This window comes from Hellea balneolensis DSM 19091 (genome assembly GCF_000428525.1).
GTDB lineage: Bacteria > Pseudomonadota > Alphaproteobacteria > Caulobacterales > Maricaulaceae > Hellea > Hellea balneolensis.
The window spans coordinates 35,724-50,783 of sequence record NZ_AUAC01000010.1 but is presented as its reverse complement, the minus strand read 5'-3'; the positions used below and the strand labels follow the sequence as shown (position 1 = coordinate 50,783).

Below are 15,060 nucleotides of genomic sequence, written 5' to 3'. Positions count from 1 at the left end.
AAATAGATACCTACTAATAATTCCTACCACCCTGTCATTCAAATACTCTTTATGTATGGCACATTAAAATACAGTCTCCCCCAAGATTTTTTCGATTAAGGGGATTAGAATGTCATACCGGTTTAAGGCGGAGCTAGCGCTTACAGCTTCAATAATAGCAGTTTGCACTTTGCCCAGTAACGCTATCGCACAGACTGCGGAAGACGAAATTGTGGTAACGGCTCAGTTTCGTGATCAGACCTTGCAAAGTGTTCCGACAGCAGTGACGGCTTTTACGGCAGAAACTATCGAAGATGCGGGTATTAAAACAACAGAAGACTTTGTCGGGTTAACGCCTAATGTGACCTTTGATGACAGCTTTACCTATCTCAACAGTTTTGTGGTTATCCGGGGTGTGACCCAAGTTAATAATGCAGACTCGCCGGTTGCAATCATAATTGATGGCGTGCCACAGAATAACCAAAAACAATTCAAGCAATCCTTATTTGATATCCAGCAAATTGAAGTTTTAAAGGGCCCTCAAGGTTCCCTCTATGGCCGCAATGCCATTGGCGGGGCGATCAATATTGTAACCAAACAACCGACGAATGAGCTGGAAGGTTTCGTTGGCGGCGGCATTTCCAACGGTACAGGATACCGCGCCGAGGCAGGATTAAGCGGCCCAATTGTTGAAGACAAAATTCTCTTTCGTGTTGGAGGGTCTTACTATGAAACTGACGGGCTAATTGAAAATACATTCCTGAATGATGACGTTGACAATGTTGCGCATGATTACTCAATTCGAGGCAAGCTCAGCATAATGCCGTCAGATTCAGTGAGTATCGACCTGCGGGCTTCATTCAATGATTTCGAAGCAGGCTCCAGTTACGATACGATCGTAAATAATAGTGCCAATACGGGGGCAGTTCCGCTCTTTCGCAATGGCGGACCCAATGATGTCTTCTCGCCAACGTCTGATTATCCGGGCGTGACCGAGGGGGATGTCACAGATCTATCGGGCAAAATTGATGTCGATCTACCATTCGCCAAAGCCACCTACATTCTTGGCTACACAGACCTCGTTGAAGATTATAAAGCGGATTTAGACTTTTCTAACCCGACAAACCCATCTGGCATATTTGGCGGGTTTAACCTTGGCCAAGCCCAAGATCTTGACGTAGAACTGTTAAGTCACGAATTACGCTTTGTGTCACCGGATGAAAATGCCTTCCGCTGGATTGCGGGACTTTATTATCTCGAAACCGATCGTAGCCTTCAAACGCGAGTCATCGTCGACCTCGACAACTCTGCTGCGCAATTTGACAATGCTGCGTTGACATTAGTGAATCGCACAGAGGACAACGATAACGAAGCGTGGGCTGCTTTTGGACAAGTTGAGTTTGATTTATCAGACCGCGCGACACTGCAGGTTGGCGCTCGCTATGATGAAGATAAACGAAATCAAGTTGATCCAAGTACAGCTGGGTCTAATCGTTCAGCGACGTTTGATTCTTTCCAACCCAAAGTCACGCTTAGCTATGACATGACAGATGACATCCTAGGCTACGCAACTTACAGCACTGGCTTTCGCTCAGGCGGCTTCAATGCTCCCGGTGTGATTTTGCAAGACTTTGAAGATGAAACGCTCACAAATTACGAGATTGGCTTGAAGTCAAAATTTATGGAGGGTCGCGGCACATTAAATGTCGCAGGCTTTATGTCTGAGAGTGAAGACTTTCAATTTTTCTTCGTGGATGTAACGTCCGGGTCTCAGATTATTTCTAACTTAGGTGAAGTTGATATCGTTGGCTTTGATGCAGACTTTGCATTTGATGCTACTGATAACTTTACGCTCTACGGCGGACTTGGCGTCACCGACTCCGAAATCAAAGATATTGGTAATACAAACCTAGAAACATTTCTAACAAATGCGGGCGTCAACACGGCCAACGTCATCGGCAGTAAATCTCCTAAAACAACAGCCTTTACACTTAACATAGGCGCTCAATTTGAAACGCCATTAACCGACAATTTGACAGGCGTGCTCCGAGCTGATTTTGAACATCAAGGTAAGAAATATTGGCAAATTGATAATCTTGATGTGCGCGACCCTATTGATCTATTAGGATTGCGCGCCTCGATTAGATCTGAGACTTGGACAGCCTCTCTTTGGGCAAAGAATCTCTTTGATGAAGAGTATTATGCTGACTTTAATCCATCTGCTTTTGCAGGCGGGGGCTTCGATTTGGGCTTTCAAGCTAGGCCAAGAACTTATGGTCTTGATGTGAAATATAATTTTTAATCAAGCTATGAAGTTCATTGGCTCAGGGGTGTTTGTGGGCGCCCCAATTTTTACAATCGATAAGTCTATTCAGGAATAACCATGAGCAATTATAGGATTGGTGTAGACGTGGGGGGAACCAATACGGATGCCGCTCTCATGCTAGAAGATGAGGTTGTAGCCACTCAAAAAATGCCTACAACTTCGGATGTAAGTAGCGGAATTATTGCCGCTATTAAGTCCGTATTTGAACAATCTTCTGTAACGCCTGATATGATAAAATGCGTTATGATTGGCACGACGCATTTTACAAATGCCTTCGTTGAGCGCAAAAATTTATTACCTGTTGGCATTATTCGTATTGCAGAGCCTGCTGCCAAAGGAGTGCCACCTCTAATTGATTGGCCTGAAGACTTTAGAAACGTTATCGGAACGCATATTCACAGTCTCCAAGGGGGCTATAATTATGATGGTTCGATTAATTCAGAATTAGATGAGCCGGCGCTTTATGAGGTCGCGGGAAAACTTAAAGCACGAGACATCAAAACAGTAGCCATTACAGGGTTATTCTCCTCGGTGAATGATAAAATGGAGCAACGCGCGGCGCAAATTATACACTCTGTTCTGCCTAAGTGTTCTGTAACCTTATCATCGAGTATTGGAAAAATGGGGCTATTGGAGCGTGAGAACGCCGCCATAATGAATGCGAGTCTTGCAGTTCTTTCAAAACATGTGGTGCAATCCTTCAAAGCAGCATTAAAGGCACTCAGAATATCTGCCCCTTTCTTTATTTCTCAAAATGATGGGACTTTAATGAGTGCGGATTATGTTGAGAAATATCCTGTACTCACTTTTGCCTCTGGCCCGACAAACTCTATGCGCGGCGCAGCCTATCTCTCTGGGCTCAAGGACGCCATTGTGGCAGATATTGGCGGAACTACAACGGATATAGGTGTTTTGTCGGGCGGATTCCCAAGAGAGAGCGCTGTAAGTGTAGATATTGGCGGCGTCCGAACAAACTTTCGTATGCCTGACATTTTTGCCATTGGCTTGGGTGGGGGCTCTATTGTTAAAACAAACCCTATTTCAATTGGCCCTCAATCCGTAGGCTATGAGCTATCACATGAAGCCCTGGTTTTTGGGGGAGAAACGCTCACGGCAAGCGATATTGCTGTTGCCAGTGGATATGCCAATTTTGGAGATAAGGCTAAGGTCAACCATCTTGATAAGGCTAAAATTAAAGCAGCAGTTGAACACATTCATTCCATATTGGCAGAGGGCGTTGACCGCATGAAGACGAGCGCAAAACCTGTACCGCTTATTCTTGTAGGCGGCGGGTCTGTCTTAATTCATAACGAAATTCCCGGTATATCTGAAGTTATTATTCCAAAGAACGCAGATGTCGCGAATGCGATAGGGGCTTCAATTGCTCAAATTGGCGGCGAAACTGACCGTGTGTATTCCTATGAAGATTTAGGGCGCGATAAGTCAATTGAGATGGCTATCTCGCAAGCAAAAAAAGTCGCCATTAATGCAGGTGCAGAACCCGAGGGTATAGAGGTTACGGATATGGAAGAGCTACCCATTCCTTATATGCCCGGCGAAGCAGTCAGGCTCAAAGTCAAAGTTGCAGGTCATCTGAATATCGGATCCATGTCATGAGCTTTATCGGTCTTCATAATCTCGATGACTTCGCCTATGGCGCTGCCTTTATGGGAACAGGCGGCGGTGGTGATCCTTACCTTGGAAAACTGTTTATCCGCCAAGCTTTGCTTGAGCATGGACAACCCACTATCATGGATTTGGCAGATGTTTCGGATGAGGCCAAAATCTTTTGCGTCGCAATGATGGGGGCCCCCACAATATTGATTGAGAAAATGTTTTCTATGGAAGATTTGGACCTGGCCGTCCGTTCTTTGGAGAACAAGCTTGGATACAAAGCGGATATAATTATTCCTGCTGAAATAGGCGGGGTAAACGCAACAGTGCCTGTGGCCTATGCGGCTTATCGGGGGTTACCAGTTCTGAATGCTGACGGTATGGGCCGGGCATTCCCGTCTTTAGAAATGGTGACATTCAATATTGGCGGTGTATCTTGCACACCCATGAGCTTGGCCAATGAACATGGCGAGACCAAGGTTATAGAAACCGTCACAACTCTGGAAGCAGAACAAGCGTCACGCCCCATTATAACGGAATGGGGTGGCTCGGGAATGATTTCACTATACCCCATGACAGGCAAACAAGCCAAAGAGACCGCTGTAGCTGGGACTTTGTCTTTAGCTGTCGGAATCGGCAAAGCCATTCGCGAAGGTAATGAACGTAATGATGCCATTGAAAGTTTGCTGCGTTATCTCAGAACAACAGACTATTTTAAACACTGTGCAGTGGTTTTTGAGGGTAAAATCGTTGATCTTACACGGAAAACCCAAAAGGGTTGGAATGTGGGTTTTTGTCATTTGCAGGCTTTAGAAGACCCTAATGACAGAATGGAAGTAATTTTTCAGAATGAACATCTTGTCGCGTATCGAAATGGTAGGGTCGCTACAATTGTTCCAGATTTAATTGCCATTGTAGACAGCGAAACAGCTGAACCGATTGCTACTGAGGCTTTACGCTATGGTCAACGGGTCAAAGTTATTGGCACAAGTGCGGCCCCGATTATGCGGTCTCCTGAGGCACTGAAAGTTTTCGGTCCAAAATGCTTTGGTCTCGATGAACCCTTCGTACCTATCGAGCAGCTTGTTCAAACGCGTGAGTAAGTTTCCATGGGGTGAATTATGGCTATTTTTTGCGATCCAGTAGTTATAAGTTAGTTCTAATAGTTTCTATATTCAGAACAGACTGTTCCAAATACATAGTATTAACAAATCAATTTTTATAGCTAAATTTAAATATAATGATGAAGTCATTTAAATCTTATGGATTGCGCGAAGTATCCATGCTCAACACCTAAAAGATTAGGATGATTTGAATTGTGTATTTACTGCTTAGCTAAGTTTCGTGGCCTTGAAGTGGTTTCTATCTAGAGGCTAATTCGAGATTAGCTCTGAAGGTTTGAATATCAGACTTGCTAAAAATACACATCAGAGGGCAGACTTATGAATTCTAATCACCTAAAGAATATCTCCCGCCGTAAATTTGTGTCTGCTGCTGGGGTTGTCGGGGCGACAGTGACTGTTGCAGCCGCCCAAGCATGTAGCCCGACTAATTCCACCTCGTTGGCAAACGCGACAAGTCAAACTTCTAAATCTAACAAAAAAAATAACGCGAAAAGTTCTAGCAAGGAAAACAATCTGGAAAAACAGGCCATTAACGATACCAAATATGATTACGTGATAATTGGCGGCGGCACGGCCGGCTTGGTCATGGCCGGGCGATTAACTGAAGACCCCACTGTAAGTGTCATTGTATTGGAGGCGGGCCCTGAGAATACATTTGAAACAGGGCAATATGCGGCCGGCGCAGGGGGTATGTGGGGACCTACAACGAATTGGGGGTACATGTCGGCCAAACAAGCCGGATTGAATAATCGTGAAATTATGCAGGCGCGTGGTAAAGTGATTGGAGGCTGCGCCGCTATTAATGTAGGATCTTGGTCTCGCGGTACAAAGAATAATTATAACAGCTGGGATTTACCGGGTTGGGATGGGGCCACAATTCTTGAGACCTACAAAAAAATTGAGTCTAGCCAAAAAGGGAATACAAAATATCGCGGCACGTCCGGTCCTATGCATCTTGAAGACACACCGCGCGGCTCGGATATGACAGATGTGTTTCGTAAGGCTGCTATTGAAGCGTGTGTAGGGGAGACTAAGGATCGTAATGCAGCAAACCCCATAGGGTTTGATCTATGGGAAACAATTTTCCCTAAGGGGCGTCGTTGGAATACCGAAAATGGGTATCTTGATCCAGCGCGGGAACGCTCAAACCTAAAGGTTTTTACCGATGCGCATGTCACACGAATTAATTTTAAGGGTAAGCGCGCTATTAGCGTATCTTACTCAAAAGATGGAAAAAGCGTTGTAGTCAAAGCGCATAAAGAGGTTTTGCTCTGTGCTGGAGCTATTGGAAGCCCTCAAATATTAATGCTCTCTGGCGTGGGCCCGGCAGAACATTTGCGGGAGCATGGCATTGACGTAATTGAGAACCTTCCCGCTATTGGCCAAAACTTAGCCGATCATTTACGTACTCAATTTGGAGCTTTGACGCCCAAAGGGAAAGGCGTGGCCATATATGCGGACCCGTCTGACCCCAAGCAGCTCGAAGAGTGGCGTAAGACAGGCTATGGCCCTCTGGCTTTGGCTGAAAATACATGTTCTGCATTTGTTAAAACTAAAGCTGACGTTCCCCATCCCGATGTCGAATTCATGTATGCGATTAACCCGCCAATGAGTATGCGCGATGATAAATCTCGTGCGGGATGGTATATTATGGTCGGATTGGTTCAACCTAAATCCAAAGGATCTGTTCGTTTAGCGTCAGCTGACCCTATGAAAAAAGCGATTTACGATCCTGCCTATTTGTCTGACCCTGAAGACATGGCGACCTATATCAGAGGTTTTCGTATCGCGCTTGAGCATGTAAAAACTAAAGCGTTGAGTGAATATACGGATATGTCAACTTTGCAGCTTTCAATTAACGCGAGTGATGATGAGATCGCGGCACTTATAAAATCGACCGCAGAGTCTATCTACCATCCGGTTGGCTCTGTTCGTATGGGACGTGATGATGATGACACAGCTGCTCTGGATACTCAGTGCCGCGTAAAAGGACTCCAAGGATTACGGGTTGTTGATGCATCGTCTATTCCTGAACTTGTTTCGGGGCATACGATGGCGCCGACAATTCTTGTGGCAGAGCGCGTCGCTCAAATGATTAAAGCAACGGGTTAATATAGAAAACAAGGAGTATATTGTGTCGGCTTTTCAAACATTTCTTTCGGGCTTGAGTGGGCCTGTCTATGCTATATTTCGTATCATAACAGGTCTGTTATTTATGTCTCACGGCACACAAAAGCTTTTGGGATTTCCTTCAGAATTTACTTTTGGGCTTAACCCAATGTCAATAGCGGCGGGCGGTATAGAACTGGTTGGTGGATTTCTCATTGTTATCGGCTTATTTACAAGGCCTACCGCATTTATCAGCAGCGGAATGTGCGCTGTAGGATATTGGTTGGCGCATGGCTTTAATAGCTTTTTTCCAATCGATAATGGGGGAGAGGTGATTGCCCTGTATTGCTTTATCTTCCTTGTCATCGCAACGCAGGGACCAGGCATATGGAGCTTTGACTCAGCGTTGAAATCAAAAGACAAGGTTTAGAGTGGAGCCTTTCACACCTAACGCCTTATATATTCTATGCCGTTTGAAATGGTCTCATAAAAGGTCTTTCTTACGGCAGGGTGTCTGTATGGTTCGTAAGCCTGATCATTATTAAACTATAAATGCACTCGCAGGAGGCTCATAATGTCGCAAAATAACAGACCCTTTATCGCAGCAAAATCACCCGCCATGACCGAATTGGAGCAAGGGAAAGAGTATTTTTGGTGCGCCTGTGGGCGGTCAAAGAATCAGCCTTTTTGTGACGGCTCCCATGCTGGGACGGGTTTGGAACCCGTTAAGTTTACAGCAGAGAAGTCCGAAAAGGCAGCGCTCTGTCGGTGTAAAGCGACAGCTAATCAACCCTTTTGCGATGGCACGCATGCGCAATTAAAAAATAAAGAGGTAGGAGATGAGGCCCCAGAGCCGACATCTGAAAGTCCCAAAGCCAAACCCACTCCAGAAGAACCCACAGTAGCATATATTCATAAATTGGCGCGGGAGGGCCTAAGTAAACTTGGTCATCATGGAGAGATGGGGGCGATGGGTGTCCCACGTAAAGATTTACCGCATTGGCATGATATACAAATTCTTGCGGCGCAGATGGCGCGTCAGCCTTTGTTGGATGATGTGAAAGTTGGAACTTCCGTCATTATTGGACCGCGCGCGCAAAAGCCATTACAGCTTGATATCCCGCTCTTCGTTTCAGATATGAGTTTTGGAGCTCTCTCGCAGGAAGCTAAAATAGCCTTATCACGCGGCGCAGAATTAGCGGGGACTGGTATTTGTTCCGGTGAAGGCGGAATGCTAACCGAAGAGCAAGCTGAGAATTCCCGCTATTTTTACGAGCTTGCATCCGCGAAATTTGGCTGGAACATTGCAAAAGTAGAAAATGTTCAAGCTTTTCATTTCAAGGGCGGGCAAGGCGCCAAGACAGGCACTGGAGGACATTTGCCTGGGAATAAAGTGGATGAAAAAATCGCTGAGGTGCGTGATTTAAAAGTGGGAGAAGATGCGATCTCCCCTTCGACATTTCCTGACCTTCATACACCCGCGGACTTTAAAAAATTAGCTGATGAGGTCCGAGAAAGATCTGGCGGGATTCCGATCGGGTTTAAGCTTTCTGCTAATCACATAGAGGCCGATATCGACTTCGCCCTAGAGGCCAGTGCGGATTATATCATATTGGACGGGCGTGGAGGCGGTACAGGTGCAGCGCCACTTATTTTTCGTAATAATATTTCCGTACCCACAATCCCGGCTTTGGCACGTGCTCGCAAACATTTAGACGCCAAAACTGGACGTGAGGTGACCCTTGTTATTACGGGGGGACTGCGTGTGGCCGAGGATTTTGTTAAAGCGATGGCTTTGGGAGCTGATGCTGTCGCAGTCTCAAATTCAGCGATGCAAGCGGTAGGGTGTATCGCGGCCAGAATGTGTAATTCAAATAATTGCCCAGTGGGTGTTGCGACGCAAAAACCTGAACTCCGCAAGTTGTTAGATATTCAGAACGGTGCTGAAAACCTTTCCCGTTATTTCGGGGCGACTATTGAGCTTATGCAAGTCTTGGCACGCGCATGTGGTCATGATCATTTATCTAAATTCGAGACAACAAACCTGACCACATGGCAGAAGTCGATGGCGGAGCTGTCGGGCGTGCAATTTGGCGGCGTCGCATGAGTGATTTAAACTGGGTTAGTGTTGGACCTGCAGACCTACCCGAGGGTCGCGTCAAAACTGTTTCCGCAGATGATCACTTTATTTGCCTGTCGCATTTTGACGGGCAATGGGCGGCGATGGATAATCATTGCCCCCATCAAGGTGGTCCTTTGGGCGAAGGCACGATTGAAAAAGGTGAAGACAATAAATGCTGGCTTCGCTGTCCTTGGCATGGCTGGGACTTTGACCCGCTGACAGGAAAATCGCCGGGTGGTCATGATGATGAAGGCCAGACTCTTTATCCCGTAGAGATACGCGATGGTGAAGTATTTATCGGGCTTGAGCCTGAGGTAAAACATATCCGCACTATGACCGATGTGGTCGCCGAAACATTGGTCAATTGGGGCGTGAAACGTGTCTTCGGTATGGTCGGGCATTCGAATTTGGGATTAGCCGATGCACTGAGGCGACGAGTGATAGATGGTGAGATGAGCTATGTTGGCATTCGCCATGAAGGAGCCGCAGCCTTTGCTGCATCTGCATATGGTAAGCTCACGGGTAAGCCTGCAGCATGCCTGACGATCGCAGGTCCGGGCGCTACAAATCTTTTAACAGGCATGTGGGATGCAAAAGTGGATCGCTCACCCGTATTGGCACTGACGGGGCAAGTGCAAACTCAGGTGATGGCACCAGGTGCATTTCAGGACATAGACTTATCTTCTGCTTTTCAAGCTGTATCGCGATTTTCCCAAACGCTTTTATCAACTTCAAGACCAGCTGAACTGACCTCACTGGCGTGTAAGACAGCACTTATCGAGCGAGATGTCGCACACCTGATTTTCCCAGATGACATACAGACATTGCCTAGCAACTCAGCCGCTACTGGTCCTAAGGGCCGAGTTTCTAGGCCTATAGTTAAGCCACATGATGAAGATGTTGCCGAGGCAGTAAGGCTTATAAATAAGGCCAAGCGTCCACTTATCATTATCGGCCACGGAGCATGGGAAGCGCGTGACCAAATTATTGATTTAGCCGAAATAATTGGCGCGGCTGTTGTAACAACCTTTAAAGGTAAAGGTCTAATTGCGGATAACCATCCTAATGCAGGCGGGGTTTTGGGACGTTCTGGAACCCCAATAGCAAGTTGGTTCATGAATGAGTGTGATTTACAGCTCGTACTGGGCGCGTCATTTTCTAATCACACAGGCATTAGCCCTGGTAATCCAACGATCCAAGTGGATTATGAGCGGATGCAACTTGGAAAATTTAACCCCGTAACCCTTCCCATTTGGGGTGAAATTGGGGCTTTTTGTCAGGCGATTGCTCCGCAAATTAAGCGTAATGCGAAGGCTCCAGATCAAATCAAAGAACTGGCGGAACGTTGGAAAATGTGGCGCGCTGAGAAAAAGGCGCGCCTTGCCGAAGAAGGCACTAAAGGTGCGCATTCGGTGGCTATATTTGAAGCGTTGTCTCGTGTGGCCCCTGCAGACGCACTATTCGCGGTAGATGTCGGAAATAATACCTATTCTTTTGGCCGCTACTTTGAAACCAAGGGGCAGCATGTGATGATGTCTGGATATTTGGGATCAATAGGGTTTGGTTTGCCAGCAGCGATGGGAGCGTGGGCCGCTACTAAGGATTTTGAACATTTACGTGGCCGAAAAGTGATATCTGTCTCAGGTGATGGGGGCTTTGGTCAATATGCGATGGAAATGACTACAGCTGTTAAATATGGAATGGATATAACCCATGTGCTGCTTCATAATGAAGAGCTAGGTAAAATTTCTAAAGAGCAACGGTCTGGAGAATGGCCCGTCTGGGAAACTGATTTAGTCAATCCGTCCTTTGCCAAATTTGCTCAGATTTGCGGCGCCCATGGGGAAAGGGTCAGTAAAGGGTTCGAAGTTGAGGCGGCCATTGCCCGGGCGCTTGCGGTTAAGGGGCCAGCCTTGGTTGAGATTATGACCGACGCAGAGTTGATTTAAGAACCCTAAGAGCTGGACTCTAAGATGAGCGACCACACGGGATCAGTAAAAAGAACGCGCTTTCTATTTTTTGAACAAACTACTGTAATACTAGAGATGATCTGAGGAGAGAATTAAAATGAGTAAGAAGCTTGAGAATGCTAAAAACCTCTATTTAAAGGGTATCAGGGATGGAGAGATCCAGCGCGTCCACGATTATACGGGCGATAGATATACACAGCACAGTACCGGCGTGCGCGACGGCGCTGACGGCTTTATTGAATTTTTCGAGGGGTTCCTTAAGCGTACGAGCAAACGCGACATTCAGATTATTCGCGCAATTGAGGATGGCCCTTATGTGTTCGTCACGGCTCATCAGGATATTGACAATGGCTCAGCAAAATGGGTTACGACCGATTTGTTTGATACGGATAAAGATGAGAAAATTGTTGAGCATTGGGACGTTATTGCAGCCTATGTTGAACCCGAAGATACGGTTTCAGGTCATGATGTCATTCTGGGTGATTTCGAGCTAAAAGATTTAGATAAGACCGAAGACAATAAAGCTTTGGTGCGACAATTTCTTGTAGATGTCTTTCAAAACAAAAATTATGACAAGCTAGAAGATTACATTTCCACAGAAACATATATTCAGCATAATCCAAATGTAGGGGATGGAATTGATGCCGTGCGTGACTTTCTAGAGACCCAAGATTTTACCTATGACTTTGTCTTCAAAGTTATTGGCCAAGGCGATCATGTTGTATCTTATTCTCAGGCCTTAATGAACGGTGTGGCGTATGCTCTATTTGATATATTCCGTCTCAAAGACGGAAGAATAATCGAGCATTGGGACAATATGGAACCTATTCCGCCAAGAGAAGAATGGGCTAACACTGGTAAATTTTAAGAATTTCAGGTTAATTACGATCACATTTCTAGAACAATATAATAAAGTCCGCGCGACGACAGAAAGACTCTGTGCGCCTTTGCACATAGAGGATTACGTTCCTCAAGCTGTATCATTTGCCAGTCCGCCCAAATGGCATTTGGCGCATACGGCTTGGTTCTTTGAGGACATGGTCCTAAAAACGCATCTGGTTAATTACCCTGCGTTTGACCCTGATTTCACCCTGCTTTTTAACAGCTATTATCAGAGCGTCGCACGTCCGTTTGAACGCACTATGCGGGGCGTCATTACACGTCCAACAGTGGCACAAGTTTACGCTTACCGAGAACATGTTGATAAGTTTATGAGAGAGCTTTTGAGGGCGGAGCTGACGCAAGAGCTGGCTGATATTGTGACAATCGGGCTGAACCATGAACAGCAACATCAAGAACTTTTAATCACGGATTTGAAATATGTTTTCGGCTTAAATCCGACATGGCCCATTTATGATGAAAGCTGCGATTATCTAAGTGACACAAGCGGAGATGCGGAAACTGAATGGGTGTCTGTTTCAGAGGGTCTTTATGACATTGGTTTTGATGCGGCGCAGTCTGAAGACAGATTTTGCTTTGACAATGAAATGGGTAGACACAAAGTGTATCTGCAGGATTTCAAAATTTCAAAATCTCTGGTCACGAATAGTGAATATCTCGCTTTTATGCAAGCTGGCGGCTATAAGGATTTTTCTTACTGGTTAGATGAGGGCTGGGCCTGGGTTCAGTCAGAGAGCATTCAGCATCCACTTTACTGGCAATTAAAAGAGGGTCGCTGGCATCATTATACTTTGGCGGGATTAAAGCCGCTCGATTTAAACGTATCTGTCGCACATATATCCTATTATGAGGCCGAAGCTTTTGCGCGGTGGAAAGGATACCGCCTTCCGACTGAATTTGAATGGGAAGTAGCTGCAAACGATTTAAATTGGGGTGCACGCTGGGAATGGACATCGTCTGCTTATGCGCCTTATCCGGGCTTTAAAATCGCTGACGGTGCACTCGGGGAATATAACGGCAAATTCATGGTAAATCAGATGGTATTACGCGGCGCGTCAAATGCCACGGCACCGGATCATAGCCGGGTAACCTACCGTAACTTTTTTCACCCGCATTCTCAGTGGCAATATTCGGGTATTCGCCTTTCGAGATATATATGAATAAACAATTCTTAGCAGATGTTGCAGCAGGTTTAGGGTCATCCCCAAAATTTCTGTCGTCAAAGTATTTCTATGACAAGAAAGGTGATCAGCTGTTTATGCAAATTATGGATTTGCCTGAGTATTATCTGACGAGGGCTGAAATGGATATATTTACATCTCAGACAGGTGATATTGTTAATCTTTTAGGTGTTCAAAAAGGGGTGCCTTTTGATGTTATCGAACTTGGCGCGGGAGATGGCAGCAAAACGAAAATGCTTCTTGCAGAATTGTTGGGTGAAAGGTTCGATTTTGATTATGTTCCTGTAGATATTTCAGCAAATGTTTTGGCGCATCTTGAGCGTGTTTTGAGCTTAGAATTACCAGACCTTAGAATAAAATCCCAGAACAGAGATTATTTCCAAACGCTGCAATATTTAAATAAGGCGGGTAAACAAAAGATTGTTTTATATTTGGGTTCAAATTTGGGCAATATGCCTGATGAGGCCGCCCGTGAATTTATTTATGCCCTTGGCAAAAATTTAAATGAGGGGGATAAGCTTATACTTGGCGTAGACCTCATTAAACCTTCAAATGTGGTCTTACCAGCCTATAGCGACTCTCAAGGCATTACCTCTCTATTCAACCTAAACTTACTGCATCGCATCAATAGAGAGCTGAACGCAAACTTCAAGTTAGATCAATTTTCACATATAGCTGAGTATGATGAGGAGATCGGAATTGCAAAAAGCTACTTGAAGAGCGAGAAAGATCAAGATGTTTATATTGGAGCGCTAAAAAAAACATTCATATTTGCAAAAGATGAGAAAATACAAACTGAGATTTCACGTAAATATGATCAAGTGATCATAGGTAATATTCTAAGTGGAACGGGTTTTACTATTAAAGGAGTCCTTAAGGACAAAAATTCTTATTTTGCGGATTACATTTTGGAACTCCATTAATGTCTTCATGCAAAACTATCGATTTTTTACGCTTAGGGACGCGCACAACGTCTTTTTATATTAAGTGTTTTAAAGAACTTTTTGAAATCGAGAACACAGAAAATACAGAGCCCGAATTAAACTTAATTGATGTGGATTTTAGCGAGGTAAATAATTTTCTGCCAAATAAATTTGACTCACTGAAACCGGTTCTCAGGCCATATTTTGAAACAATAAACTCTGAGATCATAGTTGTCCCAAATATTACATTACATGAAACATTGGATCAGTTAGCGATCCCAAACTTAATTCACCCTGTAAGAGAGACAATACGAGAACTGCAGGCATCAAAACACTCAGATATATTTTTACTGGGATCAAAGTACAGCATGCAGGCCCCTTATATTTCGACCTTAATGCATTTTTCAGGAATTCATGTGCAAGTTCCAAGCTTGGCAGACCAAGATAAAATTGATAATCTTCGACAAAAGATATATACGGGCCGCGAAACAAACGATGACATTCAGTTTTATAAAAACTATATCAAAACGCACAGTCTTAAACACCCAGTTGTCGTAGCTTGTACAGAACTTTCAATTCCTTTGGACTCTCGCAATAAAGCGATTTACGATATGGCCCGCATTCAAATTAGTGCAGCATTCAGAAAAGCGAAGGCCTAGAGTTCTGATAAAGCGCTATGATTTATCCGATTTTTCTAAACGCTTTGTAAAACGTGAAATGCGCATGGCGTCAGATACGACTTTGCGTCTATCCAAGGTCTGGCGTGGCCCACTTATTGGATGATCATGCAAGTCAATCATGATTGAGTGCAG

At 45.0% G+C, this 15,060-nt stretch carries 11 protein-coding genes; all 11 read left to right on the top strand.

Annotated features, from left to right (window positions below; genetic code table 11):
- Positions 1 to 109: 109 nt before the first annotated feature.
- Entirely contained in the window at positions 110 to 2,281 is a 2,172-nt protein-coding gene (locus tag F569_RS0114230; protein WP_051279920.1) for a TonB-dependent receptor, read from the top strand.
- 81 nt (positions 2,282 to 2,362) lie between these two features.
- The gene (locus F569_RS0114225; RefSeq protein ID WP_034389085.1) at positions 2,363 to 3,922 is read left to right on the top strand and encodes a hydantoinase/oxoprolinase N-terminal domain-containing protein; all 1,560 of its coding nucleotides are present in this window, start codon (positions 2,363 to 2,365) and stop codon (positions 3,920 to 3,922) included.
- On the top strand, positions 3,919 to 5,022 hold the full coding sequence (locus F569_RS0114220; RefSeq protein WP_026942750.1) for a DUF917 domain-containing protein: 1,104 nt from the start codon (positions 3,919 to 3,921) through the stop codon (positions 5,020 to 5,022). Before F569_RS0114225 ends, F569_RS0114220 begins: the two co-directional genes overlap by 4 nt.
- A 339-nt stretch (positions 5,023 to 5,361) precedes the next feature.
- Entirely contained in the window at positions 5,362 to 7,155 is a 1,794-nt protein-coding gene (locus tag F569_RS0114215; protein WP_051279919.1) for a GMC family oxidoreductase, read from the top strand.
- A 22-nt stretch (positions 7,156 to 7,177) separates the two neighbouring features.
- Positions 7,178 to 7,582, top strand: coding sequence for a DoxX family protein (locus F569_RS0114210; protein WP_051279918.1), 405 nt, complete (start codon positions 7,178 to 7,180; stop codon positions 7,580 to 7,582).
- Positions 7,583 to 7,726: 144 nt separating this feature from the next.
- Positions 7,727 to 9,259, top strand: a complete 1,533-nt coding sequence (locus F569_RS0114205; protein WP_026942747.1) for a glutamate synthase-related protein — start codon at positions 7,727 to 7,729, stop codon at positions 9,257 to 9,259.
- A complete protein-coding gene (locus tag F569_RS0114200) occupies positions 9,256 to 11,223 on the top strand; it encodes a thiamine pyrophosphate-binding protein (protein WP_026942746.1) in 1,968 nt (655 codons plus the stop codon). The genes F569_RS0114205 and F569_RS0114200 overlap by 4 nt, the downstream gene beginning before the upstream one ends.
- Before the next feature lie 118 nt (positions 11,224 to 11,341).
- Positions 11,342 to 12,112: a nuclear transport factor 2 family protein gene (locus tag F569_RS0114195; protein WP_026942745.1), complete on the top strand. Its 771-nt coding sequence runs from the start codon at positions 11,342 to 11,344 to the stop codon at positions 12,110 to 12,112.
- A complete protein-coding gene (egtB, locus tag F569_RS0114190) occupies positions 12,099 to 13,304 on the top strand; it encodes an ergothioneine biosynthesis protein EgtB (protein WP_407637024.1) in 1,206 nt (401 codons plus the stop codon). Before F569_RS0114195 ends, egtB begins: the two co-directional genes overlap by 14 nt.
- On the top strand, positions 13,301 to 14,248 hold the full coding sequence (locus tag F569_RS0114185; RefSeq protein ID WP_026942743.1) for an L-histidine N(alpha)-methyltransferase: 948 nt from the start codon (positions 13,301 to 13,303) through the stop codon (positions 14,246 to 14,248). Before egtB ends, F569_RS0114185 begins: the two co-directional genes overlap by 4 nt.
- Complete coding sequence (locus tag F569_RS0114180) at positions 14,248 to 14,907, top strand: aspartate/glutamate racemase family protein (RefSeq protein ID WP_026942742.1); 660 nt, start codon at positions 14,248 to 14,250, stop codon at positions 14,905 to 14,907. Before F569_RS0114185 ends, F569_RS0114180 begins: the two co-directional genes overlap by 1 nt.
- Positions 14,908 to 15,060: the final 153 nt, after the last annotated feature.